The 17,106-nt window shown below is 48.4% G+C and carries 15 protein-coding genes; 5 read left to right on the forward strand and 10 right to left on the reverse strand.

The features are described from left to right. Positions 1–18: 18 nt before the first annotated feature. Positions 19–1,596 (forward strand): sensor histidine kinase, encoded by a 1,578-nt coding sequence (locus ACZLMD_RS01565; RefSeq protein ID WP_482523274.1) that lies wholly within the window; start codon positions 19–21, stop codon positions 1,594–1,596. Positions 1,597–1,613: 17 nt separating this feature from the next. After that, positions 1,614–2,303, forward strand: coding sequence for a response regulator transcription factor (locus tag ACZLMD_RS01570; RefSeq protein WP_455057673.1), 690 nt, complete (start codon positions 1,614–1,616; stop codon positions 2,301–2,303). A gap of 65 nt (positions 2,304–2,368) precedes the next feature. On the opposite strand, the gene ACZLMD_RS01575 is transcribed toward ACZLMD_RS01570, so the two are convergent. The 10 genes from ACZLMD_RS01575 to ACZLMD_RS01620 form a co-directional block, all read right to left on the reverse strand. Further along, positions 2,369–3,037, reverse strand: a complete 669-nt coding sequence (locus ACZLMD_RS01575) for a DUF4956 domain-containing protein (protein WP_455057674.1) — start codon at positions 3,035–3,037, stop codon at positions 2,369–2,371. Beyond that, positions 3,018–3,839 (reverse strand): VTC domain-containing protein, encoded by an 822-nt coding sequence (locus ACZLMD_RS01580; protein ID WP_482523273.1) that lies wholly within the window; start codon positions 3,837–3,839, stop codon positions 3,018–3,020. The genes ACZLMD_RS01575 and ACZLMD_RS01580 overlap by 20 nt, the downstream gene beginning before the upstream one ends. A 10-nt stretch (positions 3,840–3,849) precedes the next feature. Beyond that, positions 3,850–5,763 (reverse strand): CotH kinase family protein, encoded by a 1,914-nt coding sequence (locus ACZLMD_RS01585; protein ID WP_482523272.1) that lies wholly within the window; start codon positions 5,761–5,763, stop codon positions 3,850–3,852. A 446-nt stretch (positions 5,764–6,209) separates the two neighbouring features. Continuing rightward, complete coding sequence (locus tag ACZLMD_RS01590; protein ID WP_482523309.1) at positions 6,210–7,277, reverse strand: AI-2E family transporter; 1,068 nt, start codon at positions 7,275–7,277, stop codon at positions 6,210–6,212. An 18-nt stretch (positions 7,278–7,295) separates the two neighbouring features. After that, positions 7,296–8,444: a hypothetical protein gene (locus ACZLMD_RS01595; RefSeq protein WP_482523308.1), complete on the reverse strand. Its 1,149-nt coding sequence runs from the start codon at positions 8,442–8,444 to the stop codon at positions 7,296–7,298. 2 nt (positions 8,445–8,446) lie between these two features. Then, complete coding sequence (locus tag ACZLMD_RS01600; protein WP_482523307.1) at positions 8,447–9,550, reverse strand: DUF58 domain-containing protein; 1,104 nt, start codon at positions 9,548–9,550, stop codon at positions 8,447–8,449. A gap of 4 nt (positions 9,551–9,554) precedes the next feature. Beyond that, positions 9,555–10,517: an AAA family ATPase gene (locus ACZLMD_RS01605; RefSeq protein ID WP_118559746.1), complete on the reverse strand. Its 963-nt coding sequence runs from the start codon at positions 10,515–10,517 to the stop codon at positions 9,555–9,557. A gap of 181 nt (positions 10,518–10,698) precedes the next feature. Then, on the reverse strand, positions 10,699–13,020 hold the full coding sequence (locus tag ACZLMD_RS01610; RefSeq protein WP_482523306.1) for an ABC transporter permease: 2,322 nt from the start codon (positions 13,018–13,020) through the stop codon (positions 10,699–10,701). Then, the gene (locus ACZLMD_RS01615; protein ID WP_022306970.1) at positions 13,020–13,718 is read right to left on the reverse strand and encodes an ABC transporter ATP-binding protein; all 699 of its coding nucleotides are present in this window, start codon (positions 13,716–13,718) and stop codon (positions 13,020–13,022) included. The genes ACZLMD_RS01610 and ACZLMD_RS01615 overlap by 1 nt, the downstream gene beginning before the upstream one ends. A gap of 158 nt (positions 13,719–13,876) precedes the next feature. Continuing rightward, positions 13,877–14,323, reverse strand: a complete 447-nt coding sequence (locus ACZLMD_RS01620) for a hypothetical protein (protein WP_489495009.1) — start codon at positions 14,321–14,323, stop codon at positions 13,877–13,879. Positions 14,324–14,500: 177 nt separating this feature from the next. Here ACZLMD_RS01620 and ACZLMD_RS01625 point away from each other — a divergent pair, with 177 nt between their 5' ends. The 3 genes from ACZLMD_RS01625 to ACZLMD_RS01635 all read left to right on the forward strand — a co-directional run bounded on the left by ACZLMD_RS01625 (position 14,501) and on the right by ACZLMD_RS01635 (position 17,083). After that, complete coding sequence (locus ACZLMD_RS01625; RefSeq protein ID WP_489495010.1) at positions 14,501–15,082, forward strand: hypothetical protein; 582 nt, start codon at positions 14,501–14,503, stop codon at positions 15,080–15,082. A gap of 77 nt (positions 15,083–15,159) precedes the next feature. Continuing rightward, positions 15,160–16,467, forward strand: a complete 1,308-nt coding sequence (locus ACZLMD_RS01630; RefSeq protein ID WP_482523304.1) for an MATE family efflux transporter — start codon at positions 15,160–15,162, stop codon at positions 16,465–16,467. A gap of 1 nt (position 16,468) precedes the next feature. After that, positions 16,469–17,083, forward strand: coding sequence for a hypothetical protein (locus ACZLMD_RS01635; protein ID WP_482523303.1), 615 nt, complete (start codon positions 16,469–16,471; stop codon positions 17,081–17,083). Positions 17,084–17,106: the final 23 nt, after the last annotated feature.

The raw sequence follows: 17,106 nt of genomic DNA on the forward strand, positions 1-17,106 counted from the left end.
ATCGAAGGGAGTGATTTTATGAAGATCCGTGGAAGACTGATCATTGCTTTTTTGTTTGTTACCATATTTCCTCTGGCTCTGATCGCGGTCAGCTACAATATGATCCTAACCAACCAGGCATCTACACTAGAGGATGATTATCAGTCCGATATCTCTTCCGAAAATCTTTTACTCAATCCGATCCATATTCTCTCAACCGCAACCATGACAGATTTCCGCGATCTTGTTCATGTGGCAGATACCAACCCGGATCTTTTGATCCGCCGGGATTATCTGGACAAGATCAATTCCGATCTGTCCGGTCGTTTTTCCTTCATCGTGGTTCACAAGGGCGGACAGGAGTTTTATATCGGTAACACAAAGGCATATCACCAGCTCAATCCTCTCCCCGGCTTTCGCAGCTTTGAGGAAGGGTATACGGACACCATTTCCATTGATAACGGTTATCTGGTCAAACAGAAGGACTTTTATCTGTCCAGCCATGAATATGCACAGCTTTTCCTTGTGACCGACTATTCCGAAATCCTCCCACGCTGGCGTGAGCTGATCCGGCAGCTTATGATCTCCGGTGCGCTGATCCTGCTTGGTACTGCAGCACTTCTTGTCGTCTGGCTCTACAACGGCATCGTCCGTCCGTTAAATATCCTGCAGATCGCCACCATGCAGATCGGTGCCGGCAATCTGGATACTCCGGTACGTGTCAACTCGACCGATGAGATCGGTGAGCTTTGCCGGGATTTCGAGGAAATGCGGATCCGTTTGAAGGAAATGATCGAGGAACGCATCCGTTACGAGCAGGACACCCGTGATATGATGAGCAACATGGCACATGATCTGCAGACGCCGCTCACCTCCATCAAGGGCTACAGCGAGGGAATCCTGGACGGCGTTGCCAACACACCGGAGAAGCAGGAAAAATACCTGCGTACAATCTCTTCCAAGGCAAATGATATGAGCTATCTGGTGGATCAGCTCTCCATTTTTTCCAAGGTGGAGCAGAATTCACTTCCATATCATTTTCTGGACTTTCCACTGGACAGTTATTTCACTGACTGCATCGAGGCAATCTCATTGGATATGGAAACAAAACACATTACCATGCATTATGAAAATACCTGTCCGAAGGACACGAAGATCCATGCAGACCCGGAGCAGCTCAAACGTGTAGTGATCAATATTATTAACAACGCCGTCAAATATCTGGACCGCTCCGAGGGCAATATCCGGATCCGCCTGTCAGAGGTTCCCGTCAAGCAGCCGTCCGCTCCGCTTTACCGCCAGCTAAATCCGGATGGTACACCGATGGAGACAAACTCAGAGGTTCCTGTTCCGGAACACTTTATACAGATTGAAATACAGGATGATGGTCCCGGCATTGACGCCGAGGCACTCCCTCACATATTCCAACGCTTTTACCGGGCAGATGCCTCCCGTGGATCCTCCAAGCGGGGCAGCGGACTTGGACTCGCGATCGTCGCACGCATCATTGAGGATCACGGTGGCAGAGTCTGGGCGGACAGCACTCCCGGTGAGGGAACCAGTATTTATTTCACCTTGAAAGAGACACCGCAAACCGACGCAACAGAAAACAAATAGATTCGGAGGTATTCATTATGGCTAGAATTTTAATTATTGAAGATGAAACAGCAATTGCAGAACTGGAGAAAGATTATCTGGAGCTCAGCGACTTTGAGGTTGTGCTTGAATCTGACGGAAGCGGCGGTGCCGCAAGAGCATTAGATGAAGATTTTGATCTGATCATCCTCGATCTGATGCTTCCCGGAATGAATGGCTTCGACATCTGTAAGCTGATCCGTGAAACAAAGAACACACCGATCATCATGGTGTCCGCCAAGAGTGAGGACATCGATAAGATCCGCGGACTCGGGCTTGGAGCCGACGACTACATGACCAAGCCATTCAGTCCCGGCGAACTGGTTGCCAGAGTCAAGGCGCACATTGAACGCTATCAGAGGCTGACCGCAAGCGGTATTCCGACCAATGATGTGATCGAGATCCGTGGTTTGAAGATCGACAAGACCGCCCGCCGCGTCTACGTCAACGGAGAAGAAAAGGCATTTACCACAAAGGAATTTGATCTGCTCACCTTCCTTGCGGAAAATCCAAATCATGTCTTCACCAAGGAAGAAATCTTTCGCGAGATCTGGGAGATGGAATCTGTCGGGGACATCGCAACCGTCACCGTACACATCAAAAAGATCCGTGAAAAGATCGAGGACTCCTCCTCCAAGCCACAGTACATCGAAACAATCTGGGGTGTCGGCTACCGTTTCAAAATGTAAAAATAAATATTAATTCAAACTTGAATAAGTGCCTACGCACCTTGCTTCCATTGACTTATGACATATTATAATTCCTCTCGGCTGGTCAGCACTCTGCTGCAGTTCACCGTAAGATTGGCATTGCGGGTGCGGATGTCATCGATCATCGCCTTGACAGACGCATCCTTTGCCAACGCAATTTCATAACGAAGTTCATACATACTGCCCATGTTGATGGTTTTTACCTGAATCAGACGGGCAGTTTTTGTGTATTTCAGCAGAATATCTTCAAAGACTCCCTCATAATCAAGATCTTCCGAGATCACGATCCGCAGGAGATGCTGCTGCACGCCGACATGTCCGATCACCTTGTAGAAAAACAACATCACAGCTCCCACGATCACAGTGATCATCGCCGCATAAGCCAGATAGCCCATACCGGTCGCAAGTCCTACCACGATCGCATAGAATACGCCGCTGATCTCACGGGATGTACCCGGAACAGACCGGAAACGCACCAGACTGAATGCCCCCATGATCGCCACACCGGTTCCCAGATTTCCATTGACCAACATGATCACCGCCTGCACCAGCGCCGGCAGCAACAGCAGCGTCACCACAAAATTCTTCGTATACTCCCCCTGCAGCATGTACACTGCCGCGATCACCAGCCCCAGTACCAGAGACACACATGTACACAACAGTGCCGCCTGCACAGACACACTCCCCGCTCCATTAATCACACTTGCCATCATATTGTTGATTCCTCTCTTTCGTATAAAATGCTCCGTATTTGGAAAAGGATGTGGGATAGATTTTCTGTCTCCCAAGCATCCTGCAAAGCCACAGCGGATATGCACTGCCACATTTGATCTCCATGACGACCTCACCCTGCTCAAAGTACAAATTCTCCGGTTCCTCCCCGTCCAGCGTCAGTCCCCGCCTGCGGTTGCGGATCCTCTGATCGAATGTCAGACGCAAGGACCTGTCCTCTTTTCCGTACAGGGCTACGCGGTCGTATGCGATATACATGTTCGGTCGCAAGTCATATTGATCTCTGGTGTATTCCAGTTCCCGCAGGATCTGGCGATGCACAAAGTCTCCCTCTTCCTGATTTGGGCGTTCCTTCTGCGGCAGGAAAACCTTCCTCACCGTCTCGCTCCGGCTTCCTTTCTCTCTCTGGCAACAAACATCTTTTCCTTCAACCGAGTTCCGGCTCCCGCGCCGCGCCAGAAATTTCTCTGCCTCCGAAAGTGGCATGCTGACCCTTCTCTTATAGACGATGCCCCGGTATTTGCGCTTCAGTTCCACAAACACGTCATCGTTTCGTCCGATTTTCCCATATCCCCGGACGCGCACTTTCTCCTTAAATTCCGGCTTCTGGATGGAATGACGGATCATCTCCTCCCCGGGCGTATCATAATAGACATTGCGGATTGTACTCTGTCCATACTCATCCTCCACCGTATACTCTGCAAGGAACTGCCGGATCCACTCATACTGCTCCCGGCTGATCACATACTTTTTCTCCACCCTTGCAAACGTATCCTGACTCATTCGTATCTTCTCACTCCAATCTTTTTTCCGTTTTTTCGATCCATTGGACGATCCCCGGGATCGTATCTGCCCGGCCTCCGAGAAAATCGACAATGCACTGATAGCTTGCATAACTTCCCCCAATGGCATCTTCCGTCTTATATTCCGCCTGCTCCGTCCCAAAATATCTGGTAAAGAACTGCGGATACAACGGCTCATAGATCTCCCTGATCTTCTTGCACTCTGCCAGTGCATGTTCTTTTTCCAGTTCATTTTCACTGAGCGACAGCAACTTATCCTCAAAATTCCGCCGGAACGAATCATTGCTCATCAGATAGACAAACATTTTGACCAGCGGATTGGCCGTCTTCTTGTCGAGAAGCCCATATTTCTTATAGTTGTCCTCAGCCATGGTATTGGTTCCAATGTCCTCCACGCCGCTGACCCCCCCGAAATCCAGATCATAGAAACAAAGCCTCCATCGCCCGTCAGCATACGGATTGTCCGGATCCACCTTCGTGGTCTTCCAGATCGTCCAGTTCTTTCCCGGCCAGTCCCATTTATTATTCAGCCAGACATTGGCCGCAAAATAGTCCCTGACAGACTCCGGATCGACCAGTTTGGCAAATGCTTCGTAATCCTGCTCATTGCGGAGATTGTCATGGCTGGCGAAGAAAGCCAGCACGTCCTGCAGATAGTAGGACTCATTGTCCTCCCCTTCCGGCAATTTTCCTTCATCCAGCTTGTATCCCAAGGAAAGTGCCTCTGCATCCCCCTTATATGTCACGACATTTTCCTTGGCCACTCCATGTGTCTTCTCAAAATACTTGGCCTGATAATCTTCCTGCAGAATATACAGTCCCCAGTATTCCCCATTCAGATAGACCACGCATGGTCTGGATGCCTGGGTCTCCACCTTCAGATCCGCCAGCTGCTTCTGCCAGTAGGTATCACTGAATTTGGTCGTAAACGCGCAATTTCCGCCATTGCGCAGGATCAGCTTGCGAAAACTGGAAACCACCTCTCCCCGGTCATCCACATCCTTATCGCCAAAAAACGGATAGGAGAAATTCTTCTTGCCATACTTCTTTCCGCCACACAGTCGCAACCCCTTCTGCAGATCTGAGCGCGAATAATTGCCCTGAATCCGGATACCACAATCCTGCTGCAACCGGCAGACCGTCGTCTTGCCATCGCTCTCAAAATAATCCACATGGGCGGCCCGCTCCCAGTCCTTTCCCCGTTGTTTGTAATTGGCGTCCAGACTGCGTCCCTTCTCCACGTCCGGACACGAATCCTCCACGTCCCGGATCAGATCCTCCAGTGCCTTCTGATAAATGTCACCCTTGACATAAATTCCGGTTTTGGAGTCAAACATATCTGATGAATTGACCGTGATAGACATGATCGCCAGATCCTGGCCGGACGCATCGCAGCTCTGCTCAATGCCCTGCACATGCTCCGTCATGTCCCCGACAAAATAACTCTGGGTCACCACATCGGAGCTTCGCCCGGAGGACTGCGCCACCGCGCGCACCACCGTCATCTTGTCCACCTCGTCATCCTTCGGATTTCCGATCGTGCTCACAAAATTCTGTTTCTCACTGTCCCATTCCACATTGACGGCATCGTACTGTGCCGGATCGATCGCCGAGAGCACATTTGCATCTCCACTCCGATCCGTCACGGATATCGCACTCTTATAGGCGATCCTGGTATCACTGTCACGCGGATCGGAGCCATCCAGCGTATAATAGATGTCCCCTTTCTCCGCCGAAAGTTCCAGCTCAAACGGATTCTCATAGCATCCGCTCTCCTGTGAAAATGTCAGTTTGAGCGGCTTGGCATCCGCACCTTTCTGACAGCCTCCCAGAAACAGCGCTGTTCCCAGTGCCCAGAATACACAGGCAGTTCTCCCCCTTCCCCATACTTTCATTTGTCTCATACTTAATCGATCCTTCCCGTTTTTCTTATTAATGCTATTCTAGCGAAAAACCGGGGCATAATTAACCCCAAGAAACTGCATAAAAGTACACCAAAAAAGAGAGACTTGTCAAAAGTCTCTCTTTTTTGGTGTCGATAACTACATTATCGACCTTCATACTTTAATATTTGGCGAACATTATAACGTTCTGTTTTATTTAACATGGTTTGAGTTAATATTTATGACGACAAATGTTTACATTTTTTTTACAAGTTCATCATTGCATGTTCATAAATGATTTCTATAATTGAAAATGTCAAATGGTTAAACATTTGGCAGTGCTTAAAATTTTTTTCATACCTTCTCCTTTAACGGGCTGCTTATTCCGGCGGCTCGTTATTTTTTGTCTGTTTTTATATGAGCATACCGGCGGCAGGGACAAACACTGTTTTATCCCTGCCGCATTCTTATACGATCTGCTGATAGATCGACCGGATCAGGATCACGCCAAACGGACCTAACAGGATTCCCCATACACCGAACAGGCACACGCCGCCATAGAGTGCCGCCGTCATGAAAAACGGCAAAAGTCCCATATTATTTCCCATCATATGTGCTTCCAGAAGATCACGCACGACCACACATAAAATAAAGGCAATCATTAGGATCACTGCCACATAATAATTCTGTCCAAATGCGGCGCAGACTGCCCACGGCACAAGAATCATGCCACTTCCGAGAACCGGAAAGGTATCAAACACGGCGATTCCACACCCGATCAAAATGCTATAGGGATTGTGGACCAGTGTGAGTGACACACTACATACGATCCATATGATCATCAGAATGATCCCCTGCGATTTCAGATAGGCAAGCCCTGACTGCTTGAGTGTGACTGCCACACGATGCACTACCGGGTAAAAGGAGCTTTTGCGATAAATGCGGTGAACTACCTGCATGTCCCCGCAAAGCGCGATCATACTCACAACAATGATCAGTATCACGGTCAGAAACCGTGCCGTTCCCGAGAAGCAGAACGTCAGAAGATTTCCGGCGTGCTCCGAAAGCTTTGCACTGCTGCCCGCGATCACCCCGCTCGTCCACCGGCTCAGATATTCCTGCGCACTTCCTGCCGGCAGGCTCATCCACCGGTCGAAGCAGCCGCACAGATAGCCGGTCTGATTGTCATACAGCTGTAAAAACTCCTGCCGGTACACCGGAAAATTCTGCAGAAACAGCTTGAGCTGCTTCCAGAACTGCCATATTAAAACAAGCACTGCTCCAAAAACAGTGCCGAAAAATACCGTCAGCGTTCCTCCATAGGCAAGCCAGCCCGGAAACCGCCACCTGTGACGCAAAAACCAGATCACCGGGAAAAGCATCCGCATGATCAGATATGCAATGATAAACGGAATAAAGATCACAAGCAGATAACGGAATGCCAGATACACTCCTGCCGTGATAATAAACAGAACGATCAGACGATACCATAATGGGTGTTTCTCACAAAACGCGGCCGGCGGCATAGCACTCATAACAATTCCTGCCTTTCTCTAAAAATATGTTACTTTTACTATGCCCTTTCCTGCCCGATTTATGACTTTTAAGTTTTTCTTTGATTTCTTCAGAATGCGTACATCCTGCCTGCTGACCGGCCGACGGCTGTATCTCGCCACCTCATACGCTTCCTCCAGACGATCAAACCACGGATCGTCATTGTCCTTTTTCATGGCATCGCAAAGCTGTCCTGCCGTATGGGAAACAGGCACCTTCCCGGAATAATGATTCATCACCTGTTTCCGGAACAGATAACGCACCCGTTCTCTGTTATTTCGAAAAAACAGAAATCTCTTCTCCTCCGTTTCAAGCTTCTCCACCACATCCTCTTTGCTGCCACGACGGTGAAATACCGGACGCTGCCCGCGCTGTGGATCCTTCGGACCCTGTGAGGTCAGAATCATCCTTACAAACACATAGATGATCACAGCTCCGATCGCCATGAGTGCGACGATCACGCCAAGTCCCTGCGCATGATCATCATCCACAGCCTCCGGCAGTCCGGTCGGAGACGGTGGCATCGTCATCTCCGGCATCGTATCCGTCTGCGCATTTCCTTCCAGCATATGTGCAAGCATCCGTGCCAGTCCGGCGATCCAAAGGATCAGCCGGCGAAATGCATTGCCGATCACCGCAAAGGACATATCCGCCTGAACAAACGCGATTCCCAGAAACAGCACTGCCATCACCAGAAGCCATCCCGTTACCATCCGTGTATTTGTCCAGAAGATTTTCTCTCCCGGTACATATTTCAGATCACTGCTCTGCTCCAGATATTCCTGCATGCCCTGAAACGACAGGCACCAGAAATGCCCCAAGATACTGATCCCGCCAAGAAACATACCATACACCGAAAGCATCGGATAGCCCTGCAGCTTGCCGTAAAGCATAAAGATAAAACCCTCTGCGACTGCCACCCACAGGGCATTATAATCCCACGACCGGATCTGTCCCATATTTCGGACAAGGCATCCGATCACAAATAATACACCAACTCCGATCGCCGCACAGGTCGCCGCACGTCCGGACGTCAGAAATAATTTCAGAAATAAATAAATTCCAAGCCACGCTGCACCGTGCAACAGATCCAGCGAAATCTCCAGGCAGATGCGCGGTCTGCTTTTGATCCTTACTCTCCTTGCCACACTCACACCTCCCACCAAAGAAATCCTTCTCTTGCCGGACCACTCTCACCCTCCCGGCAGATAATGATCCCATAAACAGCTTCCCCATCCGTGCGCTTTGCCTCGACCGCCGCCCGAATGTCCTCTGTATCCTCTGCTGTGATCACCAGATAACATTTGTCGGTCTCCCCGTCGTTCCCACTCTTTTTGAGCAACTCTGCAAAGCTGCCGGACAGCTGCTCCGTATCCGCCAATGCCAGACGCCGGTCGATTTTCTCAAGATGACTTTTATGAACACCCGCCTCGCAGCTTACCGGCTCCTTCGAAAGAATATCCGTCAGATTGCCGGATAACGAGACCGGCACTCCCTTTTGCAAAAGCTCTGCCGCCAGAGAGGAAGCAAGCGAGATCACCATCTCCTGCAGCTCTCTCTTATGCCTCTCGTCACGACAGTCACCATTTAGCAGGATCTGAATCTCCTGCGAAAAGCTGGATTCATACATATTAACCAAGAGCTTCCCCGCTTTGGCGGTACTCTTCCAGTTGATCCGCCGCATACTGTCCGTTGGACGGTACTCCCGCATGCCGCGAAACGCATACGGATCCTCCTCCAGCTGCTTTCTCGCAAGAAGCTCTCCCTGCATCCTCCGGTAAAGCACATCAAACCGGCTCACATCCCTCTTATACGGGTAAACATAAAGACTCGCCACATTGTCCCGCCGCTCGGAGCAGGTTGCCGTATAAAAGAAATCACGTGCCAGAATATCGATCCGGTCAATCTCATAATAGCCACGCCGGGACGGAACAAACTCCAGCGCTCTTGTGATCCTTCGCCTTCCTCCAACCGCGAAAAGATCTGTCCGGTAATACTGATCCGTCACAGCCGCATTGCCCTCCTGCTCAAACAGAAAGGTATTCGATGCGGTAAACTTCACCTGCAGCGACGACAGAGACATTCTCTTTTCATTGACCACCGTCTCCTCCAGATAACATTTCTCACCGGCACTGACGCCCTTTTTCTGAAAACGAAGCTGTACTTCGAGCCCTCTGTTCCAATGAGTTTTAAAATATTTCTGCTGTGCATAAAGCACAGCAAATGCTACTATAACAGCAATGATCAGCCCCACACAATCACCTCGTCCACTCTTCCGTTGGTGCCGGAATCTGCTCAAGGATTCCCTGCAGAATCTCTTTCGTTGATCCGCTCTGACCGGCACGGTAAGATATTATACGGTGTCCCAAAACAGGGACACATAACTCCTTCACATCATCCGGCGTAACATACTCCCGTCCCTGTATCATTGCGTACGCCTGCACACAATGCAGGTAGGACAGTGTTCCTCTCGGATTGACTCCCATCGCCAGACCATCATGTTCTCTCGTTGCCTGAATGATCTGCACCAGATATTTCTTGACGCTGTCGCTCACATAAATCCGGCGGCATAACTCCTGCAGCTGAAGAATATCCTCACAGGTACAGACCGGTTCAAGCTGCGCCAGCGGATCGTCACTCTTGTAGCGGTCAATGATCGCCAGTTCCTCCTCCATGGTCGGATACCCCATGGAAAGCTGCATGGCAAACCGGTCGATCTGCGCCTCCGGCAGCGGATAGGTTCCCGCCGTCTCCACCGGGTTCTGTGTGGCGATCAGGAAAAACGGAGCCTTCATCCTCCGGCTGACACCGTCCACGGTCACCTGACGCTCCTCCATGCACTCCAAAAGACCGGACTGCGTTCTCGGCGTGGCACGGTTAATCTCATCCGCCAGGAGAATATTACAAAATACCGGTCCCGCCGTAAATTCAAACACACCCTGATCCTGCCGGTAAATATTAAGTCCGGTCACATCCGACGGCAGAAGATCCGGCGTAAACTGAATCCGTCCAAACTCTGCGTCGATCGATGCCGCCAGTGCTCTGGCAAGCTTTGTTTTTCCGGTTCCCGGCATATCCTCCAGAAGGACATTACCGCCTGCCAGAAATGCCGCCATCAGCTTCCGAAATACTGCTTCCTTTCCAACGATCACCTTGGAGACATTGTTCTGAATCTCCATAATCTTCTTGGCAGCCTGTGCCACCTGAATCTGTAACTCCATATCTGTCACCGTTCCTTTCTTCGCTGCTTGAAGAGTCCTCTCATTTTCTCCGAAAAGCCTTGTTTTATTTATCTTATCACAGTGCCCCTGAAATGAGAAGAAGCTTTCATCAAAGCAGCAAAGGCAGACCATTCGCAAACAGTCTGCCTTTTTATTCACATTTTCCATTGGAAATGCTGTTTTATTCCACATTTTTGAGTGCTTCATCCATCGGCACTTTCTTTATCTTACGCATCTGCATTGCTGCAACCACCAGATAAGATATAACGGTCAGAATAAAACACTCCACATAGGTATTCGTCGCGATACCAAACGGAATCCAGCCGCTGTAACCCTTCATGAAGGCAACGAAGATCAGCCGGATCAATTCCGTAACAAGTACAAAGCTGAGCAGCACGGAAAAGATAACCACCCACGAAGTTGCCACCAGATAAAGTCTTCCGATCTCGCCATCCTCGTATCCAAGAATTTTTACCATGGAAATGGAGGTGGAGTTTCTCTCCAGAATGATCTTGGTCAGAAGATACACAACCAGAATAAACATTACAACAGCAAAGCCCTCCACGATCTGGAACATATTCCCCATGGATACCTTGAGCTGATCTGCCATCTTCGTGACATCACGCGAGGTGATCGTGCTGAAAATCTTATTCGTGCTGATATCCGTGATCCTGGAATCCGAAAAGTATGCACAATAATAATCCTTATCCACATTGAAAAGATCCTCGTAGTAGGAATGACTCAGGTAGACACCGATCGTCGTCGGGCTGTCGAGGATTCCCCGAACCTGAAAGCGAATCAGCTTATCCTCATACTGCTCCTTTAACAGGAATGCATCACCGTTCTTAAGCTTATATTTCTCCGCCATACCGCTTGTGATCACAGCACCCTTCTTCGGCAGCTTCGTTTTCACATAACGGCTGTCGTCAAAAATACCATACACGGTTGCCGCCTCCTGGTTATAGCCGTCCATATATGTATTCATCGTATATGCCGCAAACTTCTCGGCATCCTTATTGGATGTCTCCGCATCGCCCTTTAACATATACTGATATTTCGCCATCATATGATCTCTGGATATCTTCGATACATGATCAAGAAGAGGCAGAAACATCATTCCAAATAACAGAATTGTTGTTGCCACAAAAATTCCGAATACCAGCGTCAGATAACCGGAAATATTCTGTAAGATAATGCGTAAACGGAATCGGTTGAAGAAACTAAAATGCGGCAGCTTTACTGCCTTCCGGCGCTTGCTCTTTGTCAGGTCACGGCGAATAAACTGTAATGGCGAGTATTTGAGCTTGCGCATCAGCGTAATTCCTGTCACTAGAAACATTAACAGGATCGGCACAACCGTTGTCAGCACAAATGCCTGCTGATTCCAGAGCGTCTCATATTTCGGAAGGCTATAGCTTGAATAGTACAGATCTGCAATGACCTGCTTCATATAAGAGTAACCCAGTATATTACCGATCACTGCCGCGATCAATGTCACGATCACCGGCATTGCCAGATAATGTCTGAATAATTCTCCCTTTGTATAACCGGATGCCCGAAGCGTTCCGATCACGGTTGACTCCTTTGTGATCGTATGACTGATCGTCACGCCAAAGATAAATGCCAGAACAGCGATCAAGATGTAAAGAAAGGCAAGCATGGAGCCTCTGTCGCTTCCCAGATCATCCCCGGCAAAATTCATCGCCTGGTTGGCGTAACGCGGAACATAATCATCAATACCATTGTCCATATTCAGCACGCCAAGCATGGAACCAAGCATCGTCGCTCCGCCGCCTTCTCCGGCAGCATCCACAACGGTATCCATCAGATCATCCGACCATTTCTTCTCCTCGATGTCATCTGCCGGATCACCTGCATTGTAAGTCCATGCATAGTTATACGTCAGACTCTTTTCAGAGAGGGTCTTAAATTCCTCTTTTGTTCCCATCGCCACACCGAAATTGACCGAATCAAACATCATATCCGTATTATTTTCGAACATAGTCGTATAGTCCGAGAAGGAAACAAGACCGGATACCGTATATGTCTTTCCGTCAATCGTAAGTTTATCGCCCGTCTTTGTCTTATTGTTGTCCGCAAACATTCGGTCGATCACGATCTCATTATCTTTCTTCGGAAGTGCACCATTCATGATACAGAGCTTGTTGATCTCATCTCTGCTCTCATAAATACGAAGCTTTTTTTCTTTCTTGTCCTTTCCCTGATAGGTGCGCTCCACATAAAAATCCGGATAGATCGTGACATCGTCCTTTTCAATCTTCTCGATCACCTTGTCCTTCATTGCCTGCTTCAGGTGAAAATGTCCGTTCTCCACATGATATTTTTGATAACGTTCATTACAGGTTGCGATCATGCTGTCACTTGCGACCATATCGCCGGACTCCAGACCAATGGTCAGCACCATAAACAGAAAGATCACCGCATATTTTCCAAATTCAGAACGAAATTCGCGGAATATTCGCTTATTTAATGGATTTCTCATTACCATTCTAACTCCTCTGCAGATATCTTATTTTCATTGCGGTAAGCCTTGCGGATCCTGCCATCGCGCAGTTTAACCACCGTGTCAGCCATCTCCTTGATGGCATCGTTATGTGTTACCATAATAACGGTATTGCCGTATTTACTGTTGACATCGCCGATCAGCTTTAAGATCTCCTTGGATGTCGTATAGTCGAGTGCCCCCGTCGGCTCATCGCACAGCAGAATATCCGGATTCTTGACAAGCGCACGTCCGATCGACGTTCTCTGCTGCTGTCCACCGGAAAGTTGGTTCGGAAGCTTATGACGATGCTCATACAGACCAAGTGTATGTAACAGATCATCAATATCTAACGGGTGGTCGGAAAGATATGCGCCAACCTCAATATTCTCCTTAATATTCAGATTCGGAATCAGATTGTACATCTGAAAGACATAGCCCAGATGCTCTCTGCGGTATCTGGTCAGACGCTTCTCCGTCATATCCACCATCTTCTCCCCATTAATGGATACATAGCCGGAATCCGGTGCATCAATTCCTCCAATGATATTTAACAGAGTCGATTTGCCGGAGCCGGATGGTCCCAGCAGAACGCAGATTTCTCCCTTGTCCACGCTCAGATCAATGCCGCGCAGCACCTGCACACGGCTGTCACCCTGTCCAAAGCTTTTCTTCAGATCATTAATTTCAAGAAACATGGTACTCTCCATTCTATCTTTTCATTTTAGTTAGAATAAACTAACTAATTGTCATTATACCATTGAACAAAAAAAACAGAAAGACAGTTATTGATAATAATTATCAATAAACATCTTTCTGTTTGATTTTGTACTGATTCCTTTATGAAAACAACGTATTATTTCTTAGCGTTCTTCTGACTTTCTTCCTTTTCGTCCTGTTTTTTCAGCTTCTCAATGGCTTTCTGATTCTGCTGATACAGTTCGTCCACCGTCTGGCTGTAGGAGTTAAGGGCTGTCATCTCCTCGTCAACCTCCTCCTGTGTCATTGTGGCTGCATATGACTTCGCATGGATCTCATTGACGCTGTTCCAGAGGTTATCAAGCTCCTCTTTCTTTTTCTTGCCCTGTTTCTTCTTATCAAGAACACGCTTACAATAAGAAAGCTTATCCAAAACCCCATCTGACTGCCGCTGCAGTGGCGTCTTGTCGACAGTGTTCATGCTTGTTGTCTGCTTTCCGGTCGAATCCGAAGACTTCATCTGGTTCTTAATAAAAATGCCACCAACAGCTGCCGCTACGATAAAGACTGCTGCCAGCACTGCGATCACTGCTTTATCTTTCATTGCTATTTCCTCTTTTCTTAAATGATATCCGTATCAGCATATCATACCGCGAAAACGAAGTCAATGAAAGAGCTTGTGCTTTGCCAAAAATTCAGGAAGCCAGATGGATTAAATAATTTGCCGGAACGAACCGATATATCATATAGTACATTTTGATCGTTAGAGGAGGAATCAGGAATGGACGTTGTCTCTTACACCGTAAAACACAGTCTGAATTATTATATGCGCAGTGCCTACCGTGGAAATGTGAATGCACTTCAGGAGGATTTTCGCGGCTCGCAGCCCCAGAGCGTCATTGTGTCGGCCGATGCAAAAGCCGTTCAGCGCATGACCGAGAAGCTTCGCGCACTGAACTATGATTCCGACCACGAAACGGAGATCCTGCAGACTGCGCAGGCATTCGTCAAAACCTACAACAACCTGATCAATTCCTCTGAGGGCATCAGTGACAGCAGCACCTCGGCTCTCAAAAAGAAAATGACAAAAATACTCCGGAACAGTAAGGAAGATCTGTCTTCGCTCGGCATTGAACTCAAGGGCGATGGCAGCCTGTCTCTGGATGAGGAAAAGTTCTCCGAAGCAAGTCCTTCCAAGATCGGCAAATATCTGTCTTCTGACGGTACATTTTCCCGTTCACTCCGGTCCATCGTCGCCAAAATATACCGTTCCTCCGGCAAGATTGCTACCTACAATTCTTTCGGCGAAAAGACGTCCTTAAATCCGGAGGAAAATGGAAAAACCGTTGACTTATCCCTGTGACATCGTTACAATTTAAATATCAAATCGAAGGGGAAAATAATGCATCCGGATCATCGGCTGCATTATGAATCAACAGAATGTCGCAGAACCTTGGCAGAGAATATACGAAGTTTGTCTCGCAAAATATTCTTGGCATGCTCGGCATTTCCATTTACATTCTGGCGGACACCTTTTATATCTCCAAGGCAGCCGGTTCAAATGGAATTACCGTGTTAAATCTCTGTCTGCCGTTATACAATCTGATCTATGCGATTGGCTCGATGATCGGCGTTGGCTCCGCAACACGTTTTACTATCCTGAAAGCGCAGAGAGATTCCGGCTGCGATCGGTTTTTCTCCAATGCTGTATTTTGTTGTCTGATCATCAGCATTCCATTTATATTAATCGGTGCATTCTCACCGGACGGCATCCTGCGGATCATGGGCGGCGATGCAGACATCGCATCACTCGGTGTTCCGTATGCACGTATCTTTCTGATGTTCGCACCATTTTTTATGATCAATTTCATTATCAATGCATTCGTTCGAAATGACGGTGCGCCATCTCTCGCAATGGCAGCAACACTCGCCGGAAGTTTTTTCAATATTATTTTTGACTATATCTTTATGTTTCCTATGGGAATGGGAATGGCAGGTGCAGCACTTGCAACCGCCCTCTCACCAATTGTCAGTACCTGCATCTGCGGGATCCACTTTTTTAAGAAAGACAATCAGATTCGTTTTCTGTGGCAGCCACCGTCACCAAAACGGCTGTTTCAGGCATGCCAGCTTGGAACCTCCGCATTTATCGGTGAATTTTCATCCGGTGTAACAACCACAACCTTTAATTTTTTGATCCTTGGGATTGCCGGTAATGTCGGCGTTGCCGCCTATGGTGTGATCGCCAATCTTGCTCTTGTGGCAACCGCTATGTTTAACGGTGTAGCGCAGGGCTCCCAGCCGCTGATCAGCCGTTATTACGGTAAAGGCGACACCCTCGCCGCCAGACGGCTTCTGCGCTACGGAATTGCTACTGCTCTTGCCCTTTCCGTTGTAATCCTTTTTATCACCAGAGCACAGACCGATCTTCTGATCGCCATGTTTAACAGCGAGGGTTCCAAGGAGCTGCACGGACTGGCATTTGACGGAATAAGACTGTATTTCCCGGGATTTATCTTTGCGGGTTTCAATATAGTAGCCACCGGTTATCTCAGCGCATCTGACTGCGCATTGCAGGCACTCGCCACCTCCTTTTCCAGAGGTGTTATAGCGATCATCCTGTGTGCGTTCACCTTAAGCCGGATCTTGGGAATGCGTGGTATATGGAGTTCCTTTATGACCGCAGAAATGTTGACCACCATAATGATCATGATCATGCTGGTGTATTTGAACAAGAGGAGGAAATGATTTGAAATTACAGTACAACGAAAATGCAGAATATATGGAACGTTTTCTGCGGGATTACATCGAGGCTCATCAGCTCGAGCAGAGCCGTATCGCTCTTGACATCGCCCTGCGGATGCACCGGGATCAGAAAAGAACCGAGGGGCTTCCCTATGTGATCCACCCCATGACACTCGCCCTGCATGGCATCTCACTCGGCATGACGGATGACAACCTGATGGCAGTCATGCTGTTACACGATGTCTGCGAGGACTGCCCTGTCTGCCCGGACGAGCTTCCGGTCAATGAGACTGTGCGCCGCGGCGTAGACTGTATCACCAAGAAGCATCTGGACGGGGAAGCAAAGCTTGAGACGATGAAGCGCTATATGAAGGATATTCGCGGCAGCAGGGAAGCCTGCATTGCCAAGGTCTTCGACCGCTGTCACAATGTTTCATCAATGGCAGGTGTTTTTTCCGAAAAGCGTCTGCAGGCTTATATTACAGAAACAAAGGATTTCATCTATCCTCTGATGGAGCATGTCAAAGAAGATTATCCGGAATATGACACGATGATGTACGCACTGGAATATCAGATCACAAGCATCATCAAAAGTCTGGAAACAAAACTGCACCAATAACGCTTCCTATGGTTTGAAACATT

It is taken from the genome of Jutongia sp. (assembly GCF_057878315.1).